Source organism: Alcanivorax profundi (assembly GCF_003597125.1).
Classification (GTDB): domain Bacteria; phylum Pseudomonadota; class Gammaproteobacteria; order Pseudomonadales; family Alcanivoracaceae; genus Alcanivorax; species Alcanivorax profundi.
The window spans coordinates 1-19,306 of the sequence record NZ_QYYA01000003.1 but is presented as its reverse complement, the minus strand read 5'-3'; the positions used below and the strand labels follow the sequence as shown (position 1 = coordinate 19,306).

Below are 19,306 nucleotides of genomic sequence, written 5' to 3'. Positions count from 1 at the left end.
ACTCAACCTCCCACGGGGTAGCGCAGACCAAAGTAGCCGGACAGATTCCAGCCAAAGTCATCGCGGATCAGCACGCGCCCCAAAAACACATCCGGAACAATCTCGACGATTTCATCACGGGTTTTGGGCAGGATCAGCGGGTTGTTGTGCTCGGGCGATGCGTAGTTGAGAGATCGCACCGGAATGTTGGGCGCCACAGGAGAATTATCAATGCAGTGGTAAAAATCGAACCCGATAAGTTCACCATTGATCTTGCGCAACTTGTAGTGCGGCATCACCGCCATGGCGGCTATTTTTGTGCTGCCCGTTAGGCGGTTATAACCCGTGCCGTCGGTATTGAAGGTTTTTCCCGCCCAACCCATACCGCCCAGCATCCGGCCGAGTCGAATCAAATAATCCAGCCCTCTGAGCACCGGGTTGCCGTACAGGTTCATGTTGATTCCTTCACAATCCCCGTCCGGAGACTCCGGCGCCGAGCCTTCTGCAAACACGCCGGCCAGACGGTATTGCTGGGCCGGTTTCTGCAATTCCTGAAACAGTTCCCAGGCCAGCGCCTTTGCCTTGGACGGTTGTGTTACATGCATCTTCCTCAGGCTGTCCACATATGCCTGATCCGATATCGGCACTTTCGATGCCCGGGTTGTGACTGCCACGCTCATACTTTTCTCCATCACGATGACGATGTTGCGCAAAATTTTTTTTGGTACAGACCTGTACCAATATTAGATTCAGGCGCTTCAGCGAGTCAACACCGCCTTGAGGGCCAGACGTTCGCTTTATAAGATGAGCACATCGGAGCCAGGCCACCCCCATGTCACATCCCAAACGCCCTTTTCTTGGCGAATCCGCCGCCACCCGAGTTCAGAATCGCCGTCAGACCCTGCTGGATACCGCCTTCGTAAAAGCCTCGGAGAGCGGCTGGAAGGGGCTGTCCATCCACCAGCTCTGCCAGGATGCGGGCCTGAACAAGCGCTATTTCTACGAGAGCTTCAAGGATCTCGATGCGCTCGCCGCGGCCTTGATCAACGACCTGACCGGCCAGCTGGTTCAGGTGGGGCAGAGCGCGGTGTTTTCAGGTTTGCAGGAAGGCAAGGAGACATTGCCACTGGCCACCCAGGCGTTACGCGCCAGTATCGGATGGCTCGTGGACGATCCTCGGCGGGCACGCATTCTGTTCAGTCTGGCCAACGATAATCCCGGTGCGTTGAAGCACCGGCAGGACGTCATCAAGACACTGGCGCAGACCTTGTCGGCCTTCAGTATCGAGTATCACCAGGCCGACGAGCCCCACGTTATTGCCAAGGTGGGTTCCGCCATGCTGATCGGCGGCACCATCGAGATCGTGGTGAGCTGGCTGGACGGAAACCTTGAGGTGTCGCTGGATGAACTGGTGGAAGACGTGGCGCATTTCTGGGTCGCCGTGGGCGATAGCGCCATCAATCTGACTCAGCGACGACTGGATGAAAGATCGCAGGGTGGTAAGGGATGAGGGCGTTTCTGCGTTGGGGAGCAGGGGCGGGGCTGGACTGGTCTGACGTCCGACCAGTGACTTCTGACTTCCGACCATTCTCGCCACACCTGCCTCAGCCCTCCCCCTCTGGCGTTAGCGTCTTCACAATCATGTCCGTCATCACCGCCACGATCTGGGCATCCTTGACCATCACCATGGACGGCGGTGTGGCCAGGTAGCGCGCCAGCGTGGCCATGGACGAATTGATCAGCACGAACAGCCGCACGTGGAGATCCTCCAACGGGTAGTCGCGATAATTGGCCCGGAACCAGGTCATGGCGATGTCCAGCAACTGCTGCTCCAGCAGAGACATGGCGTACTGGGGGGACAACTGGTTCCAGTGCTTGGCCAGTTCCCGTACCACCGGATCGGCGCGCAGGGTCTGCAGGGTGAACATCAACGCCGTCTGCACCAGCACCGGTAACGGCAACCGCGCCAGATCCAGCTCGACTTGCTGCCGGGTGAATCCTTCCATCAGTTTACGCGCCTGCCACTCCAGAACCGCTGCAACGATCTCTTCCTTGTTGGTGAAGTAGTGGTACAGCGAGGCAATGTTGACCCCCGCCTGATCGGCGATGTGATTGGTGGTGGTGTATTCCAGGCCCCGCTCTACCAGGGTGGCAGCCGCCGCCTCGAGAATACGGTCCACCATCTCCCGGGAACGGCGCTGTTTCGGCTGTCGGCGCATGCCATCCTCAAACGCAAGTTGAATTCAAGTAATTGCTTGAATTAGCTTACTCCCATACCGAAATTCAGGCGAGGACTTCCTGCATGGCCAAGGCCCCAACCGTGATGAACACATCCAACAACCACACCGGCGCCAGACCTGCACCAACCCGGGTGCGCCCCTTTGAGATCACCCAGAAACTGCCACGCTTGCAGAAGATGGTGTTTGGCAAACAACTGGCGCCCACCCGGGAACGTTACGACCAGCTGGTGGATGCCCTGTGGCAAGGCGACGAGCCCATGGATACCCTGCTGGACTGGATCATGGAAGGCAATGCCCGCGAGCGCCGCGGCATGTATGACAAGGCCGTCAAGGAAGGCATCGACGCCGTGGACAATGCCCCACAGCCCCTCAAGGATTTCTTTGCTCTGGTGGACCGCGATCCTGACTGGCTGGACCGCGAGTTACTGGAAGAAGGTGTTGGCGTCGTGCAGAGTCTGGGCGAGTTTGGTCTCTACATCATGCGCGACCAGGCGCTGATGGTGGGCTACCTGCTCAGCGGTTTCAATCATGCCCTGGTGGCTACCGGTGCACTCAACAAGGGGGCGTCCCAGCGTACCGGTGAAACCCTCAAGTGGTGGATGGACTGCACCGAACATGGCGGCATGGAACGCTTCGGCGAAGGCTTTATCAATACCCTGCATGTGCGCTGGGTGCATTCCATGGTGCGCCGCCATCTGCAAACCCGAAAGGAATGGGACAACAATGAGTGGGGCATCCCGGCCAACCAGACTGACATGGTTGCCACCTATCTGGCGTTCGGTTCCGTGCTGCTACTCGGCGTGCGGCTGGGTGGTGTCATCATCACGCCACACGAGTCCCGTGCCGTGATGCACCTGTGGAAATACGCCGGCTGGCTGATGGGTGTGGAAGAAAAGTGGCTGGTGGATTCCGAGATGGAAGGCTTCCGCCTGCTGCGTCACACCCAGGCCACCCAGTCCCGCCCCGACTGGACCAGCAAGGAACTGGGCGAGGCGTTGTCCAAAGAACCCTTTGACCGCATCTACCCCTGGAAAAATACATTCCCGCGCTTACACAAGCTGTACCTGAAATACGAATACCACTCGCACCTGAGCCTGACACGTCTGTTCCTGTCCCGCGAACAGATGAGCGCATTGGGCCTGCCCGCATGGGTGTTGCCCTGGTATCCGGCCATGACCACACCGCTACGGATTGCCCGCGGCGTGTATCAACGGGCAAGCCGGGCAGACAAACGCACGCTGGAGAAGAATGGCCGGGAGCAGCAGATCTATCGCATGAAGGCGGTCTTCGGCGAACGCGAACACGGCATTATCCAGCCGGATAAAAACCATCCCGCACACATCGGATAATTCGTGCTCGATTCATCCCGCACGGTAACCATGCTACCGCTTACGTTGAGGCCGCACGCATTGACAGGCAGAGCAGATATCGACACCGGGAATCAGGGTGCAAAGGCATCAGGGAGAGTTTAACCTTTGATCACGATGTGCCCTGGTGCCTTCTCCCAGGCATTTTGTTCCGGTCGGCACGTCACTGCGGCGTAAATAAAACAATACACCACAAGCGGAAACACGCTCACCATGGACGCAAGAAAAACCCTCGCCCCAGCTTGGCAAGATCTGCTTGCGAATCTGCGCAGGGAGGGCAAACAGGACGCCGCCAATTCCATTGAAGACGCACTGAAGAAAGGGAAGAAAGTGCAGGCCGTACAACTGGCCCGCTCGCTTGGCGTGTTACCGGAGGACGAGGGAGCCTCTGAATAACTCCTTGCATGCTCAGTCTTTCAGGCTGGCTCGCAATCTAGGCGCACTTTTGATGGCATGCTGGTTGCCTGTCGAGAAAGTGCAACAACGAGTGCGAGCCAGCCTGGAAGACCCGGAGGGCGCGGCCTGGAGCGCCCATCTGCTGCGTCTTGCCTCTCGGAAAGGGAGCCACCCTGACCATCGAGAAAAGACACAACAGCTGCACCCTCCAGGCCACGCTGAGTACGCAAGGAGTTATTCAGAGGCTCCCTAGCGCCGGCGAAACTTGCCCGGCGACATACCCGTCCAGCGGGTAAAGGCATGAATAAAGCTGGCGGTTTCTGCATAGCCCAGTCGTTCTGCCACCGACTCCACACTCAGCCCCGCCGTCTCCAGCAACTCAATGGCTACCCCTTCACGAATCTCTTCCATTAACGCCCGGTAACCACTGCCTTGTTCTTCCAGGCGCCGGCGAAAGGTACGCGGGCTCATGCCGAAAAGGGATGCTGCCTCGTTTAACGAGGGCATGTCCGCGACTCGCCCAATCAGCATGCTGCGCACTTCACTGGGAAACCCGGTCTGACGCCGCTGTCGGTCCAGCAAGGCCTCACACTGACGAACACAGAACTCTGCCGTGGCGGGGTTGGCCTTGGGAATGGCACGGGACAGCTGGCTCGGGTCCAGCACAATGCGATTATCCTCGCTGCCCAATACCAATCGACAGTTTGTCAGTGCCGCCGGCATCACCTTGAATGGCAGGTGATCCAGGGTGAGGTGAATCTCTTTTGGTGCCATCAATTCGTCGCCCATCATTTCCCGGCTGAGAAGCAGAAAAATCACCAGGTGGCGCTCCAGCACGAACTGACGCAGCCGGGGAGGAATGTGTGAGACATCCATGAGAATTTCTGCCCGACCGGGCGTTTCACGAAACGCGAACCGCACCAGCACAAACGACAGCTGGGTGAAACGCAGCCCGACCTCGATCGCCGCTCGAACGGTCGGGCTGCTGATAATCGCAAAGGCCCAAATCCCGAAAGTGGTGAGCTGATAACGCGTCCCTGCCTCGATCCCCAGCCCCGACGCTTCCGGTAATAACGTCACCAGGTTGTCGATCACCTGCAGTTCCTGAGCCCCGGTCACCCGGCACTCCGGGTCCTCCAACTGATGGGCAGAGATACCGGTGCCTTGCAGGCATTGCGCCACAGAGAGACCTTTCTCACGGCCCAGGCGGACCATGAGATCAATGCTGGAAATGGAGCGGGTAGTGGCCAGTGTATCCATCCGGCCATTTATGACCATTTGGCCATAAATATCAATAACTGGCCTGCACTCACATCAACAGCCCCTCCGTGATCCCCTAAATTAAGGGTTCATCTGGAGGACACCCCATGCGCAAGACGCTCATCCTGATACAGGAAAACCAGTTCAGCGACACCCAGGTGGCGCTGCTGGAAAAGATCATCCGCAACCATTACCGCCACCATGTCAGCCGCGAACGCCTGTTACTGATCTGGAACCGGATTCCCGCCGGTCAGGCCTTTACCAATTACCAGGATTCGCGCTCTTCACTGGTGACCATGGAATGCCCACCCGGCTTTCCCCAGACCCAGCGCATCGCAGTACTGAAAGCCATCGAGAAAGACTGGCTCAAAATCAGTGGTCAACACCCGGACGAGCTGATGCTGGCCCTGGTCGAAGAAGACCTGTTTGCCGACGTCTTTCAGGGCACCCAGAAACGGCTTTCCCTGCGCGGACGGATTGCCTTTGTAGCAAAGGTCATCCGTACAGTGATTCACGCTCGATTCAAGCGCATCCCCATCATTGTTAACCCGAATCTGTGAGGTCCCCATGCCGGTCTATAACATCGCCAGCCGCCAGCCCCTCAGCTATGACGCGCGCCGCCGCACCGCGGACGCCATTGCCGACATCCATTGCGGCCTGACAGGCGCTCCACCGGAATTTGTCAACGTGATCTTCATGCACGGCCATCCGCTCAAGGGAGGGCATGACCTGAATGTCATTTGTAATGTCCGCAGCGGCGGCAACCGAAACGCCGAACTCACCGAAACCCTTCGTCAGAAGATTCGCGAAGGCGTCGCAGTGAGTGCCGGAATAGTTTTGGACAAGGTAGAAGCCACCCTGGTGGGCTTCCCTGCCAGCTGGGCCATGGAAGGCGGGGAAATCCTTCCCGAACCTGGCGAAGAGGACAGCTGGCTGGCCCGCAGCCAGGGCTGATAAGGGAGCGATCGCCATGAATGCCTCGCCGCACATATCACTGCACTTCCATGAGCAGGTTGCCACCATCAGGCTCTGCCTTGATGACGGCGGCTACATGACCGCGCCCGTGGTGAACGCGCTGTACGACACCCTGCGTTCACTACAACGTCAGCCCGGGGTACGCGCTGTCATCCTTACCGGGGAGCATCCCGGCACCTTTATTACTCACTATTCACTGGCCGAGATTCATCGCGTTTCCGCCCCGACACTGGCCCTGAAGCCCTGGCTGCGGGGAGCCTTTCCACTGGCTATTCGCACCACCATGGCCTTGGCACGACAGTGGATACGCCGGGATCGCCAGCGCCCCCATGAAGGACGCATTGATCGCTGGATGCGTGGCACCCCCGTCGAAGGCGCCTTGCTCTATGCCCGTGCCAACCGTCTGATCCGCACCCTGCGTCATTATCCCCTGCCGGTCATTGCGGCCATCCACGGAGATGCCCAAGGCTATGGCATGGAGCTGGCACTGGCCTGCGATTTCCGGTTGATGGCCAGAGGACGTTACCGGTTAGGGCAGATCGAAACCCTGGTCGGGCTGATCCCGGGCTCTGGCGGCATTCACCACCTGGTCAAACTCACAGGTAGCGCCAAGGCGGCAGAATTATGTTTGCTCGGAATGCGGCTGGATGCAGACCAGGCCTGTCAGGCAGGTCTGGTATACCGGGCCACCGACCCTGACGCCCTTGAGCAAACCGCTCACCAGCTGGCGCAACAACTGGTGCAAAAAAGCCCAACGACGCTGTCGGCCATCAAAGCCTGCCTGCGCGACAGTGAATCCTCGTCGCTGGCGCTTTCACTGGCCCGCAGTGAGCCACGTTTTATGGATGCCGCCTGCACGCCGCAATCTCTGGCCTGTTATACGCAGCAACAGCAACAGCTGGCTGAAGGGAAAACCTCAGCACAGTACCTGGAACACCAATCGACACTGAATTTGAACGACGCGGCCGGACCAGCCCGCTGATATTGCACACAGGAGTCACACCATGACCGCTTCCTGCCTTGACACACTGGCCAGCGCGAGCACCAATGCCAGCGAATTACCGCTCCTTCTTGCCCGACAAAAACAGGCCTTTATGGATTCCCCCGCCCCCACACGCGAGAAGCGGATCCAGAACCTGAATCGGTTACATAATGCCTTGCTGGAACATCGTGAGGCTCTGTCCAGTGCCGTCAGCCAGGATTTCAGCGGCCGCTCCACAGCCGAAACGGAACTGGCGGAAATCCTGCCGTTACTGGAAGGCATCGCTTACTACCGCAAGCGACTCAAACGGCTAATGAAGCCACAACGCCGCCACGCCCCGCTCACCGTGATGCCGGCAAAGGTAGAGGTCCATGTTCAGCCGCTGGGCGTGGTCGGCATCGTGGTACCCTGGAATTTCCCCATCTTCCTTGCCCTGTCACCGCTGATTGGCGCACTGGCGGCAGGCAACCGGGTGATGCTCAAGTCCTCAGAGTTCGCCCCCGCAACAGGGCAGCTGCTGCAAGCGATTCTCGCCGAAAACTTCGACGCGGATGAGGTGTGCATGGTGGGTGGCGATGTGGATATCGCCACGGCATTTACCAGGTTGCCCTTTGATCATCTGGTTTTCACCGGCTCCACTCAGGTGGGAAGACACGTCATGCGCGCTGCAGCAGACAACCTGACGCCCGTGACATTGGAACTGGGAGGAAAATCCCCGGCCATCATCCACCCGGACTTTCCGGTTGACGAAGCCGCCCGCCGACTGGCTTTCGGCAAGAGCATGAACGCCGGGCAAATTTGTGTATCACCGGACTATGTGTTCTGTCATGAGGATAAAGTCAGCGAGTTTGTCCGTACCTTTACCGGCGCCGTCGAACAAGCCTACCCGACGCTGGTCGACAATCCGGACTACACGGCCATCATCTCGGAACGACAAAAGCAGCGGCTGGAAAGTTATCTGGAGGATGCCCGCACCAAGGGAGCGACCCTCATTCCCATCAACCCCTCGGGGGAGGATATGAGTGGCACGCGAAAAATGCCGCTGACCCTGGTGCTGAATGCCACGACCGACATGAAGGTGCTACAGGAGGAAATTTTCGGACCGATTCTGCCGGTGGTGGGTTACCGTGATTTAGACGCCGCCTTGCATGAAGTGCGCGCACGGCCACGGCCTCTGGCACTGTATTACTTTGACTGGGACAAGCAGCGGGGCAACCAGATTCTGCAAACCACCCACTCCGGGGGCGTTTGCATCAACGACACCCTCAGCCATGTCACCGCAGACGACATTCCCTTTGGGGGGATTGGTGACTCGGGTATGGGGCATTATCACGGCAAGGAAGGCTTCCTCACCTTTTCCAAGACCAAGGGCGTGGTGCGAAAGGGCCGCATCAACCTGGCAGCCATGGTCGCTCCGCCCTGGGGCAACACCCTGTTCAAACTGATGATGTCGCTCCAGGCCCTGCGCTTTCGCCGCATCAAACCTTAAGGAGCCTCTGAATAACTCCTTGCATGCTCAGTCTTTCAGGCTGGTTCGCCCCTTCTATGGGCCAAAAGGTAAAGAGGGGCGCGCTTTTGAAGGTGTATGTCCATCCATAGAAAAAGCGCAACAACGAGTGCGGGCCAGCCTGGAAGACCCGAAGGGCGCGGCCTGGAGCGCCCATCTGCTACGCCTTGCCTCTCGGAAAGGGAGCCACCCTGACCATCGAGACAAGACACAACAGCTGCACGCTCCAGGCCACACTGAGTACGCAAGGAGTTATTCAGAGGCTCCTTAAGTCGTGATACGCGGGGCCTATCGCGCCCCGCGTAACCGACCGATGGCAGTCACAACAGCCAACACCATCGCCCCGGCAATCACACCGCCCACCAGATTCACCAGCAACGGCACCGCAAAGGCCACGGCGCCAGCCATTTCCTGAAGGTGATGCAGCCAGTCATGGGAACCGGGAATACCGTGAACCAGAATACCGCCACCCACCAGGAACATGGCCAGGGTGCCCACCACCGACAGGGTTTTCATCAGCCAGGGCGCCAGGGCCAGAATGCCTTTACCCAGTGCGATGCGCGCATTCGCCGCGGATGCCTGGGGGTCCGTTTTGGCAAGATAGAGGCCGGCATCATCCAGCTTCACAATGCCCGCGACCAAACCATAGACGCCGATGGTCATCAGCACCGCGATGGTACAAATCGCGGCGACCTGAACACCAAAGGTGGCAGACTGGACCGCCCCCAGTGAAATCACGATGATTTCTGCCGAGAGAATAAAATCGGTGCGGATAGCCCCCTTGATCTTGTTCTTCTCGAAGGCCACCAGATCCACCGACGCATCGGCCACCGCCTTCAGTTTTTCGGCGTGTTCGCCCTCATCGTTGCCATGGAAAAACTTGTGGGCCAGTTTTTCACAACCCTCGTAACACAAAAACGCGCCGCCCAGCATCAACAGCGGCGTGATCAACCAGGGAATAAAGGCACTGATCAGCAACGCCGCCGGCACCAGGATCAGCTTGTTCAACGCCGAGCCCTTGAACACGGCCCACACCACCGGCAGCTCCCGGTCGGCTTTTACCCCGGACACCTGCTCGGCGTTCAAGGCAAGATCATCCCCCAGCACACCAGCGGTTTTCTTGGCTGCCACCTTGGTCATGACAGAGACGTCATCCAGCAGCGTTGCAATATCATCGATCAGTGCCAGCAGGCTGGTTCCGGCCATGGTGTTCTCCTCTGGGTCTGGCGTGCGGCAGGGCAAAAGGTAACAGAATATCTGCGCCGGCAAGTGTACCCTTTGGCGTTAACGGACGCACAGGCGCGGCTTTGTTATAGTCGCCCTTCATGCAAGGAAACGTGTCGTCATGACGAACCCTCAACGCCCCGCCTGCCTAAGCCAACCTCACCAGGAAGAACTGGCAAACGGACTGCTTCGCGTCAGTTGCCGCTATCAGCCTGAGCGTTTGCTTGATGACAGCTTCCTGTTGGCAGGCATTCCGTTACCGGTGACCCTGCGAACCGCTGTCGCCAAGCGCAAGGCCGAGTATCTAGCCGGGCGATGGTGCGCCCGCGAGGGGTTACAGGGCCTGGGCGCCACCGGAATCCCCGGCGTCAATGAAGACCGCTCGCCCCGCTGGCCCAAGGGCAGGATCGGCAGCATCACCCATAGTCATGGCATCGCCGAGGTGCTGGTGGCAGATGCAGAACGCTGGCTTACCGTGGGGCTCGATACCGAACAGTGGGTCGTCCCGGAACGGGCAGCCCGACTGGAAAAAGAGTTGTTCACCGACTACGAGCGCCAGCAACTGAACCGTATGACGCCGCTACAGCGGGCAAACCGGCTAACGCTGATTTTTTCCGCCAAGGAAAGTCTGTTCAAGGCCCTGTACCCCCTGACCGGGAAACGCTTTTACTTCCACGATGCGGAACGACGCAAGCCAGACCGGTTGACGCTATTGCGCACGCTCAATGCAGACTGGCCAAAAGGCACGGAAATTCCGTTCCGCTGGCGCGAACGTCAACATGGGGTGCTGAGCTGGATTGCCCTTCCCCGATAAGCGCATTCCGATATAACCCGGTGCAGCATCGCTTGCAGGCAAGCTCCCACAGGGGCGAGTCTCCTGCAGGCCATCACACTCTGTGGGAGCGGTGGTTCCACCGCGATTAAAGCGACGGGCAAGGCCATCGCGGCTCAGCTGTGACAGAGCCGAGGGCAGTCTTCACACAACTCGGTGTCGGGCAACAGATAACGTATGCAGCAGAGCTTTCGAACCGACAGCGGCTCACCATCGTCGCGCCGAAACCGCTCCACATAGGCCTGGTAAAGCGGATTGCGGGTGCCATCGGCATAGGCTTTCGCCTCCAGCAGACTCTTGCCCGGCGCCCACATCGGTTCCGGTAATCCAAAGCGTGACAGTTCCTGTACGAACCAGCGAAGGTAGCGCGAGGCATTGCTCCACAGCACTTTTCCCGACAAATCATATCGCTGTTGCCAGCCATCGATCATGAAGGCCAGGTTGTCCTGTAGCAGGGACGCGAAGCGGTCCAGGCCGTGCAAAGGCGGCGCTAGCGGGCCGCCCTCATCGGCGAAGACGAATACCGCTGGCAATCCGGTCGGATCCATCTCCACGCGCATGGCATGGGGATCCAACGGCAGGTCGCGTTGCAGAATCAGATTGGCGGCCAATACCGGCGGCACCAAATACAGAAAGTAGTACTTGCTCCAGATCGACAGCACCGCGCGGGGATCTTCCTGGGCGAAGTTACTGCGAAACGCCTGTAACTGGACGTCCAGCACCGCCGGGTCCAGCAGTGCCGTCAATGGCAGGGCAGGGTCATCCGGTTGCGCCAGCCGCAGCCGTTCACCGTAGTGAGCAAAGCCCCCCTGGAACAGGGGGGCCAGTGCCGGGATCATCAGCTGGCGCAGGCCGCCGCCAGCGGGCGACTGTGACGCTGAATCAGGGCATCCACCACTTCCTGGGAACGCACTGCCAGTACTGACAGCAAGGTATCGCTCAGGCCGTGAGTTTCCTCGCAGCACCCTTGCAGGAAGATATTGGCGCGGCAGCCTTTCGCCATGGGCAGACGATAGCAACGCTCCACCCCTTGCTCCGACATCCAGTCGGCCATGGGCGCCAGCAACTGTTCATGGCCATTACGGTTGTAGCCGGTGGCCAGCACCACCCCGTCGTAGACTTCGGTCTGTTCCAGACCGGTGTCTTTGTCGCGCAGGGTCAGCAATACCCGGGTGCCGTCATTCTGCACACCGACAATGTCGCGGTTGGACAGGAACCGGTGCTGTACCTTGCCGGTGACTTTTTGCAGGTACAGGCGCTCATAGATCTGTTCGATTTCCGCAAGATCCACCACCGCATAGTTGGTCTGGCTGAACTTTTTCAGAAAATCACGACGCTCTTCTTCCGGGCGCGCATAGATGGTGTCGGTGAAGGCGGGATCAAAGATCTCGTTCACAAAAGCGCTGTCATCCGCCGGGTGGAGCGCACGGCTGCGGGTGATCATGTCCATCTTTCCATCCGGATACTGGTTCATCAGATCCAGATAGATTTCTGCGGCACTCTGCCCGGCACCGATAACCGCAATACGCGGCGTTTCATGGCGACCGAAACGCTCGTATTCATGTTTATAGCGGGAGGAATGCACCATGTTGTCGCCCATCTTGCCGGCAAACACGGCGGGCACATTCGGGTATCCCCCAATCCCGATGACCAGATTACGGGTAAAAATTTCTTTCTCTGAACCGTCGGCGTTGCGGGAGCGAATACGCACCCACTCCACTTCGCCACCCTGCTCCACTGGTTCGATGGCAATCACTTCCTCACCGTATTGCACTCGCTCGCTGAACTGCTCCGCCGACCAACGCATATAGTCGTTGTATTCCACACGGGTCGGGAAAAAGGTACCCATGTTGATAAAGGAATCCAGACGGTGGTTGTCGTGCAGGTAATTCACGAAGGTGAAACGGCTGGCCGGGTTGCGCAGGGTCGCCAGATCTTTCAGAAAAGAGACCTGCATCCGGGTGCCATCCAGCAGCATCCCGCCGTGCCATTCAAAACGCGGTTGTTTTTCGAGGAAACAATAACGCAGCCCTTTCAGGTCCGACTGTTCTTCCAGTGCAATGGCAATAGCCAGATTTGCAGGGCCAAAGCCAATGCCGACGACATCATATTCCTGGGAATGAACGTTCATGGGGGTGTCCTCAATGTGGCGGAGACCCATCCCGGTCTCCGGGTTATCCATACACCGACCGTCCGCACCCTGCGGACAGGTCAGCCACTTGCTGCCGGGTAGTGGTGGGCAGCGCGCCATGGCAGTCCGGTATAAGAGTCCCTACCGAACCGTGATTTTCAGCTCAGCTCGCAACGCTCAAAAAACGCATCACGTTGCAGCACCATCAGGGCTGCGCGCTTGTGCGGAAAATCAAACTCCTTTGGCTTGGCAAAACGCCTGGCTTGAAGGTGTTGAATCATCCTGTCGTTGTCCGCACGCGGCTCGGACACGATCCGCGTGGTGCGACAATCATCGAGAAACAGATAATGGCAAAGGGCATTGAGCCACGCCTTTACCTTGTGCGGCCCACGGTGGTGCTCTTCGCCCACCAGCATATGGATGCCGCGGTCAAAATCCTGTGCGTCGTAGTACGGCGCAATACGGTCCTCTTTCGCCCAGTACGCTTCAAAGTAGGCGAAGGGATCATCATCAATACAGCCAATCAGGTTGAGCACGCGCGGATCCCTTGCCTGGCTTTCCAGGTAGGCGCGATGCGCTTCCAGTGTGCCGCTCTGTTCCCAGAAAGCTGCGACCCGCTGGCTGTTCTGCCAGCGCATGAAGCGCTCCAGGTCTTCTTCAATATCCAGCACTCGCAGTGACACCCACGCTTGAATACCGGTATCGAAACGGCGGTACACTTCGCCACTCGGCTTGGCCGGGCGACGGGGGTGACGGCGACCACTGTCGTCCATCACCATGCTGACCGGGTACGGAAACGCCGCTGCCTTGGGCAGCCAGTCGCCGGTCAACTGCCAGAGCATGTCTCGCTCCAGCACAGCAGAATCATTGTCGCGCTGCACCATGAAACCGGGATGACCATCGCCAGAAAATTCCAGCGCCGTCACCGTGGGCCGCGAGACAAAAAATGCCCAGGCGGCCCGGCACAGTTGTGCCGGGTCGTCCGTGGATTGCAGAACGCGTGTTGTCGTATCGTCCAGCTCCACGGTCAACAGATCCTGATCATTGCTCTGACACCGCCACTGCGGTGCCAATTCCTGATCGAACACATCCAGCTGCTGCCCGGTGGGCAGCAGCATGGCGGTGTGGCGGGCATTACCAGGCATAAGAGATACTGCCAATGACGTTGCGACGATCGCCATACCAACACCAATAGTTACAAGTAGAAACATACTCCTTGTCTTCCAGGTTTTTGGCGGCAACCTGGAATTTGAAGTTATCCCACTGGTAGCTGACCGTGGCATCCCAGATTGTGTATGACGGCACCTTGAAACTGTGCTGCTCAAGATCATTACCATAGGTTGAGCCCACATAGCGGACACCTGAACCAATGGAAAGACCGTTCATAACTCCACCGATGAAGCTGTATTTGCCCCAGATTGAACCCAAGCGTTTTGACACCTGATTTGGCTGGTTACCAATAACGGTCTCTCCGCGAGCATCTTCGGTGATTTCGGGGTCCAGGAAGGTCATATTGGCAACGAAGCTGAGACTCGGAGTCACATTCGCCACTGCCTCAAACTCTACCCCTTCACTTTCGACTTCACCGATTTGCTGAAACGATGCTGTTCCTGCAGTGCCAGAGGTCAGGTTTTCCTGGGTAATTTTGAACGCCGCGGCATTAAAGTAACCGTCAAACCCTTCAGGCTGCACCTTCAAACCAACTTCGACTTGATCACCACGTTCCGGCTTGGCGGGCTCGTTATTGGCATCCAGCTGAATAATGGGCTGGAAGAATTGGGAGTAGTTGGTATAGGCAGTAACGCCATTATCGAAGATCCATGCCAGCCCGGCATTGGCAGTCCACTCATCACCATCTACATCTTGCTTAGCCCCAGTCGCCTTGTTTTCGAATTTGGTATCAACCTTGTCGTGGCGGGTTCCTAGCATCAAAACCAAGTGGTCCTGAATTTTTACCTGATCCTGCAGATAGAAGCCCAGCTGATAGCTGTCCGTAGTACGGCGCTGAAGATCACTTTCCGATAGTGGCTGCAGAGTTCCATCCAGCAGAACGATATCGCTTGCATTGGCGTATTCAGGGTTATAGACGTTCAATGTATTAGGGGCATAAATACCCGGAAACAATTCTTCCCCTACAATCGGATCAGCCGCATAGTCCTTCCCGTCTATCTTCAACATTTGATAATCGATACCTGCCAGCAAGGTATGCTCCATGCCGTTCAGATCCCATTTGAAGATAAAGCGGTTGTCGGCATTCAGGCTATCTGCATGCCCATCTTCTGTAGAGATATAGCGTACGACCTCCGTTCGATTCGAGGGCATACCAAAATCATCGGAATATGCCAGCGCATACATTTGACGCAGATCGATATCAATACGGCCATAACGCACGTTCTGCTGAAACGACGCCCCGTCATTAAAATCGTGATTCAGTTCGTAGCCAAGAGTGTATTGCGTTCTGTCAAAGCGCTCATAATCCGGGTTGCCAATGGCAACATCGTCACCAATGTATCCATTTCCGGTAGTGCTGGGATTCAGAGTGCCTTCCGCCAAATGGAACTGCAGGTAGGGATCGGAATTATCTTCCTGATAACTGGCCAACAATGTCAGTTCAGTGTTGTCCCCTACGTTCAACTTCAGCGAAGGCGCGAAAAGAACGCGATCCTGCTCGACATCGTCCACTTGCGTGCCGCTCTGCCTGCCTAACGCCAATAGCCTGAAGGCATGACCATCGCCAACAATACCACCGAGATCAGCCGACACCTGCTTTCGATCCCAGCTTCCGTACTCAACTTCAACAGAGCCAAAGCTATAATCCTGAGGACGTTTGCTGATCACGTTGATCACCCCGCCCGGAGGAGTCTGCCCATAAAGGACGGATGCCGGACCGCGAAGAATTTCAACCCGCTCCAGTTGGAAGGGGTCGATCTGCCAGCTGTAAAACCCTTCTGAATAGGTTCGGGTTCCATCTCGATACAGGCCTTTGTTCGCCTGTTTGAAACCCCGGACAATAAACCAGTCTTGCTTGTTATCTTCGCCGTAAAAACCGGCCTGAATACCGGGCGTATAGCGCAAGGCATCGCTGATGCTGACGGCTGCCCTGTCATTCATCTGCTCGCGAGTTACGATAGAAACGGAGCGTGGAGTCTCGCTTACAGGGCTATCTGTCTTGGTACCCGTCCGGCTGCGCTGACCGACATAACCAAAGTCATCACGACCATACACGTCCTCAGACTGCTCAGCGTTGACTTCAATGGTTTCCAACTGTTCTTCGTTGGTGGCCTCTTCCGCCCAGACCGGTGAAGCTGCCAATGCAGCCGCAATAGCCAATGCCAACGGATGACGACAGACCCCAATCCCCTGAGCCAGTCTGCTCCCTGTCCGATTCCCCATCGTTTTTCTCCTGACGATCGTAACAAACACATTAATAGGAATGATTCGCATGCGCGATTATACAGATTACATTCCTTACAACCAGTCTCCCCGGTGCAATTCCTGCCGGGTTTTCCTGTCAATTTGTATCAGTTCACACTCGACAAACGTTCCTCGAACCACCGAACCATTTCCGGTTCACGCACAATGCCAACATGATCGGTCATCAAGACCTCGCTTTGTGCCAACATCACGCGTTGCTCGATGCCATTTTTCAGCATCTCGGCCCTGCCTGGTGGCTGTGCGGCCCACCAGGCATGGCAGGGCGTTTTAAGGCTGGGCAATTGATAACCCCAACAGAGATCACGCAGGTGTTGCTCCACAGCCCATGAATGCAAAAGTTGGCGCGCACTGTCTGCCACCATGGCATCCACGGGTTGCTGCGATAGCCATGTTGAAAATTGTTGCGGCCACTGAGGGGGCTGGTGATTTCGCAACAGGACAATGCACTCATCCAATGCCGCAGCACTTACCCCCGGCAACAGCAAACCCAGATGCTCTCGCAGAGTTGCCTGCGCCTGCGGTGACGACCACTGATCTTCCGCCACTTCGGTGCCAGGAACATAGCTATCCAGCAGCCCTACAAATGCCACGGTCTCGCCATCACGTTCCAGTCGGCTGGCCAGCTCCATGGTCAGGGCGCCGCCCAGCGACCAGCCCAGCAGGTAGTAAGGCCCGCGTGGTTGCGATTGCTTCAGGGTGCGGTAATAGCGCTCTGCCATTTCTTCCAGCGACGGGTCAAACCAGCCTTCCTCAAGAAAACTGCGCGACTGTATGCCGCGCACCTGCCACTGCCCTTCCAGGGCTGCCGCAATAGTCTGATAGCCGGTGACCCGGCCGGTCACCGGGTGCGGACACCACAACACCGGTATGTCTGTGGCCGTGTTCTGTAAAGAGTTCTGTGAAGAGTCCTGCGACCAATTCTGTGAAGAATTCAGCGCCGTCACCAGTGCCGGGTCGGCCTGGCTATCCCGTGGCGCATCGGCCAGCGCCAGCAGTGCCAACAGTTCCTGGCGATAGCGGCCGCACCAATGCTGAATGGTGCCAGCGTCATAACGGCTGCTGGCAAATTCCCACACCAGCTCCAGCTGCCCAGCCATTACCTGGCCATTAATGGCCAGCGGCGCCGCCATGGGGTTGTCATCGGCCTGGGCATTACCGCCACCTTTGAGCGGTGTGAAACCCTGAATCAACGCATCATCGTGATACTGGCCCAGATAGTTGAACGTCAACGGCGCATCGGCACTGTCGTTGAGCGGGCTATCGGCCATAAACCGCAGGGCGCCATAACCGACGCCAGCATCCGCTTCGGTGCCTCTGAGTTGTTCGGTAACCGCAAACAGGTTCTGGCGGAGATCCGCCGCCCACGGCAACGACACCGGGAACAGGCTGGTAAACCAGCCCAGGGTACGGCTGAGATCCAGCCCGGGGGCAAGCCGGGTTTCGCGACCGTGGCCTTCCAGATTGATAACAAGATTGCTCGCAACCTGCGGAGCTCGAGTCGCAAGCGCGGCAGCTTGATGCTCTTTCTGGTCGCCTTCCTGATCGCCTTTCTGATCATCAGCCTGGAGCGTTCTGACCAGCGCCGTCAGCAGCAATGCCGGCACAGACGCCCCCAACTTGGTCGGCGCCTCCTGAAGCAAACGACGGGTCGCCGATTCATCCAGTGATACTGCAACGCTGCGTTTTTCCCCATACACCGGCAGCGGTGCATGGCCCGGCTCTGGCCGCTGTTGCTGCCAGAACGGCAAACGCTGGGTGCCATTTTCCTGCAGCCATTGCTGCAGGGCCTGATGCCAGTCCGACACGGTATGTGTGCGTTGCGGCAAGACAATCCCTTGACCTCCGTCTTGATCACCCTGCGCCTGCGAGTACGCCGCCAGCAGGTCTTCCAACAGGACTCGCCAGGACACACCGTCCACGGCCAGGTGATGAATCACCAGCAAAAGCCGGTCTTGCTGCTGGGGGGTTGTCACATAAAGCGCACGCAGCAAGGGGCCATGTTCGATATCCAGACTTTCCTGGGCTTGCTGGCACAGTGCGGCCACGGCGTCCTCATCTGCTGCCTCGCGCCACCACAACACATCGTCACTCACCGCTTCTGGCGAGAGGCAATGTTGCGACCAGACACCATCGCGGCAACGGTAACGCATGCGCAGCGCATCATGCTGACGGCACAATGCCGACAACGTTTCGGCCAGGGCGTGCTGCGACATGGGTTGCGCCAACGCCAGCCACAGGTGCTGATTCCAGTGATGGGGGCTGGGCGGGTTGAGCGAAAAGAAATGCTGCTGGATCGGCAGCAGCGGCACCTCGCCGGTCAACGGCTGTTGGGAAATCGCCAGCGCCTGGGCACTGAGCGCAACCCGGGCCAGGTCCTTGAGCAACGGCTGCTCAAACACCTCTTTGGGCGTCAGCGCCAACCCTTGCTGGCGTGCCCGGCTGACCACCTGCAAGGCCAGAATGGAATCCCCGCCAAGGGCAAAGAAGTGGTCGTCACGGCTGACGAACGACAGCCCCATCAAGGCCTGCCATATAGTCGCCAGAATGTTTTCGTTATCGGTTTGCGGTGCATCGCCGGCACTGGCGGTTTGCCATTGCGGAGCCGGTAGCGCCTTGCGGTCCACCTTGCCTGCAGGAGTCAGCGGCAGGTGCTCCAGTGTGATCAACTGGCTGGGCACCATATAGTCCGGCAGGGCTTGGGACAGGCTTTCCAACAGGGTTCGCGGCTCAAGCGCCGCTCCTACGGTGTGACGTGGCACGATGTAGCCCACCAACCGGTCACCGGTGGGGGAAGGTTGTGCGACCACGGCGGCGTCGCGGATCGAGTCAAAAGCCAGCAGGCGACTTTCGATTTCACCGAGCTCAATGCGGAAGCCACGGATTTTGACCTGCTGATCCACCCGACCCAGATATTCCATGACGCCGTCGTCGCGGAATTTCACCAGATCGCCAGTGCGGTACATCCGCTCACCCGCTGC

Annotated in this window: 17 protein-coding genes; 8 read left to right on the top strand and 9 right to left on the bottom strand. The window is 58.0% G+C overall.

Annotated features, from left to right (window positions below; all coding sequences use genetic code 11):
* Positions 1 to 2 precede the first annotated feature (2 nt).
* On the bottom strand, positions 3 to 659 hold the full coding sequence (locus tag D4A39_RS10020) for a hypothetical protein (protein WP_022984578.1): 657 nt from the start codon (positions 657 to 659) through the stop codon (positions 3 to 5).
* A 152-nt stretch (positions 660 to 811) separates the two neighbouring features.
* Here D4A39_RS10020 and D4A39_RS10015 point away from each other — a divergent pair, with 152 nt between their 5' ends.
* A complete protein-coding gene (locus D4A39_RS10015; RefSeq protein ID WP_022984577.1) occupies positions 812 to 1,489 on the top strand; it encodes a TetR/AcrR family transcriptional regulator in 678 nt (225 codons plus the stop codon).
* A 94-nt stretch (positions 1,490 to 1,583) separates the two neighbouring features.
* Here D4A39_RS10015 and D4A39_RS10010 read toward each other — a convergent pair whose 3' ends face one another.
* Complete coding sequence (locus tag D4A39_RS10010) at positions 1,584 to 2,198, bottom strand: TetR/AcrR family transcriptional regulator (protein WP_022984576.1); 615 nt, start codon at positions 2,196 to 2,198, stop codon at positions 1,584 to 1,586.
* An 83-nt stretch (positions 2,199 to 2,281) separates the two neighbouring features.
* On the opposite strand from D4A39_RS10010, the gene D4A39_RS10005 reads away from it, so the two are divergent.
* Together D4A39_RS10005 and D4A39_RS10000 are read left to right on the top strand one after the other, a co-directional pair.
* Positions 2,282 to 3,568 (top strand): oxygenase MpaB family protein, encoded by a 1,287-nt coding sequence (locus D4A39_RS10005; protein WP_233552459.1) that lies wholly within the window; start codon positions 2,282 to 2,284, stop codon positions 3,566 to 3,568.
* Positions 3,569 to 3,799: 231 nt separating this feature from the next.
* On the top strand, positions 3,800 to 3,982 hold the full coding sequence (locus D4A39_RS10000) for a hypothetical protein (protein WP_022984574.1): 183 nt from the start codon (positions 3,800 to 3,802) through the stop codon (positions 3,980 to 3,982).
* Positions 3,983 to 4,231: 249 nt separating this feature from the next.
* Here the strand turns inward: D4A39_RS10000 and D4A39_RS09995 are convergent, their stop codons facing one another.
* Complete coding sequence (locus D4A39_RS09995; RefSeq protein ID WP_158586928.1) at positions 4,232 to 5,242, bottom strand: AraC family transcriptional regulator; 1,011 nt, start codon at positions 5,240 to 5,242, stop codon at positions 4,232 to 4,234.
* Between the two features lie 107 nt (positions 5,243 to 5,349).
* Between D4A39_RS09995 and D4A39_RS09990 the strand changes: the two genes are divergently transcribed.
* Genes D4A39_RS09990 through D4A39_RS09975 form a run of 4 tightly spaced genes read left to right on the top strand, consistent with a single transcriptional unit; the run spans position 5,350 to position 8,688 of the window.
* A complete protein-coding gene (locus D4A39_RS09990) occupies positions 5,350 to 5,802 on the top strand; it encodes a hypothetical protein (protein ID WP_119918041.1) in 453 nt (150 codons plus the stop codon).
* Between the two features lie 7 nt (positions 5,803 to 5,809).
* A complete protein-coding gene (locus D4A39_RS09985) occupies positions 5,810 to 6,196 on the top strand; it encodes a hypothetical protein (protein WP_022984571.1) in 387 nt (128 codons plus the stop codon).
* 16 nt (positions 6,197 to 6,212) lie between these two features.
* Positions 6,213 to 7,199, top strand: coding sequence for an enoyl-CoA hydratase/isomerase family protein (locus tag D4A39_RS09980; RefSeq protein WP_119918040.1), 987 nt, complete (start codon positions 6,213 to 6,215; stop codon positions 7,197 to 7,199).
* A gap of 22 nt (positions 7,200 to 7,221) precedes the next feature.
* Positions 7,222 to 8,688, top strand: a complete 1,467-nt coding sequence (locus D4A39_RS09975) for a coniferyl aldehyde dehydrogenase (RefSeq protein WP_119918039.1) — start codon at positions 7,222 to 7,224, stop codon at positions 8,686 to 8,688.
* A gap of 306 nt (positions 8,689 to 8,994) precedes the next feature.
* Here D4A39_RS09975 and D4A39_RS09965 read toward each other — a convergent pair whose 3' ends face one another.
* Positions 8,995 to 9,912, bottom strand: a complete 918-nt coding sequence (locus tag D4A39_RS09965) for a DUF808 domain-containing protein (protein WP_022983681.1) — start codon at positions 9,910 to 9,912, stop codon at positions 8,995 to 8,997.
* Between the two features lie 139 nt (positions 9,913 to 10,051).
* On the opposite strand from D4A39_RS09965, the gene D4A39_RS09960 reads away from it, so the two are divergent.
* Complete coding sequence (locus tag D4A39_RS09960; RefSeq protein ID WP_022983682.1) at positions 10,052 to 10,744, top strand: 4'-phosphopantetheinyl transferase family protein; 693 nt, start codon at positions 10,052 to 10,054, stop codon at positions 10,742 to 10,744.
* 134 nt (positions 10,745 to 10,878) lie between these two features.
* Here D4A39_RS09960 and fhuF read toward each other — a convergent pair whose 3' ends face one another.
* The 5 genes from fhuF to D4A39_RS09935 all read right to left on the bottom strand — a co-directional run.
* Complete coding sequence (fhuF, locus tag D4A39_RS09955; RefSeq protein WP_119918037.1) at positions 10,879 to 11,601, bottom strand: siderophore-iron reductase FhuF; 723 nt, start codon at positions 11,599 to 11,601, stop codon at positions 10,879 to 10,881.
* Positions 11,601 to 12,893, bottom strand: a complete 1,293-nt coding sequence (locus D4A39_RS09950; protein ID WP_031225681.1) for a lysine N(6)-hydroxylase/L-ornithine N(5)-oxygenase family protein — start codon at positions 12,891 to 12,893, stop codon at positions 11,601 to 11,603. Before D4A39_RS09950 ends, fhuF begins: the two co-directional genes overlap by 1 nt.
* Before the next feature lie 158 nt (positions 12,894 to 13,051).
* Positions 13,052 to 14,074, bottom strand: coding sequence for a GNAT family N-acetyltransferase (locus D4A39_RS09945; protein WP_233552458.1), 1,023 nt, complete (start codon positions 14,072 to 14,074; stop codon positions 13,052 to 13,054).
* Entirely contained in the window at positions 14,028 to 16,286 is a 2,259-nt protein-coding gene (locus D4A39_RS09940) for a TonB-dependent siderophore receptor (protein WP_119918035.1), read from the bottom strand. The genes D4A39_RS09945 and D4A39_RS09940 overlap by 47 nt, the downstream gene beginning before the upstream one ends.
* 128 nt (positions 16,287 to 16,414) lie before the next feature.
* On the bottom strand, positions 16,415 to 19,306 hold a 2,892-nt coding region (locus D4A39_RS09935; protein ID WP_147393906.1), incomplete at its 5' end, for a condensation domain-containing protein.

Bases quoted from the DNA above. Each gene is read 5' to 3' on its own strand.
- D4A39_RS10015 (WP_022984577.1), top strand. From the start codon at position 812: ATGTCACATCCCAAACGCCCTTTTCTTGGCGAATCCGCCGCCACCCGA.
- D4A39_RS09945 (WP_233552458.1), bottom strand. From the start codon at position 14,074: ATGGCGATCGTCGCAACGTCATTGGCAGTATCTCTTATGCCTGGTAAT.
- fhuF (WP_119918037.1), bottom strand. From the start codon at position 11,601: ATGATCCCGGCACTGGCCCCCCTGTTCCAGGGGGGCTTTGCTCACTAC.
- D4A39_RS09995 (WP_158586928.1), bottom strand. From the start codon at position 5,242: ATGGATACACTGGCCACTACCCGCTCCATTTCCAGCATTGATCTCATG.
- D4A39_RS09985 (WP_022984571.1), top strand. From the start codon at position 5,810: ATGCCGGTCTATAACATCGCCAGCCGCCAGCCCCTCAGCTATGACGCG.
- D4A39_RS10010 (WP_022984576.1), bottom strand. From the start codon at position 2,198: ATGCGCCGACAGCCGAAACAGCGCCGTTCCCGGGAGATGGTGGACCGT.
- D4A39_RS10000 (WP_022984574.1), top strand. From the start codon at position 3,800: ATGGACGCAAGAAAAACCCTCGCCCCAGCTTGGCAAGATCTGCTTGCG.
- D4A39_RS09960 (WP_022983682.1), top strand. From the start codon at position 10,052: ATGACGAACCCTCAACGCCCCGCCTGCCTAAGCCAACCTCACCAGGAA.
- D4A39_RS09990 (WP_119918041.1), top strand. From the start codon at position 5,350: ATGCGCAAGACGCTCATCCTGATACAGGAAAACCAGTTCAGCGACACC.
- D4A39_RS09940 (WP_119918035.1), bottom strand. From the start codon at position 16,286: ATGGGGAATCGGACAGGGAGCAGACTGGCTCAGGGGATTGGGGTCTGT.
- D4A39_RS09950 (WP_031225681.1), bottom strand. From the start codon at position 12,893: ATGAACGTTCATTCCCAGGAATATGATGTCGTCGGCATTGGCTTTGGC.
- D4A39_RS09965 (WP_022983681.1), bottom strand. From the start codon at position 9,912: ATGGCCGGAACCAGCCTGCTGGCACTGATCGATGATATTGCAACGCTG.
- D4A39_RS09980 (WP_119918040.1), top strand. From the start codon at position 6,213: ATGAATGCCTCGCCGCACATATCACTGCACTTCCATGAGCAGGTTGCC.
- D4A39_RS10005 (WP_233552459.1), top strand. From the start codon at position 2,282: ATGGCCAAGGCCCCAACCGTGATGAACACATCCAACAACCACACCGGC.
- D4A39_RS09975 (WP_119918039.1), top strand. From the start codon at position 7,222: ATGACCGCTTCCTGCCTTGACACACTGGCCAGCGCGAGCACCAATGCC.
- D4A39_RS10020 (WP_022984578.1), bottom strand. From the start codon at position 659: ATGAGCGTGGCAGTCACAACCCGGGCATCGAAAGTGCCGATATCGGAT.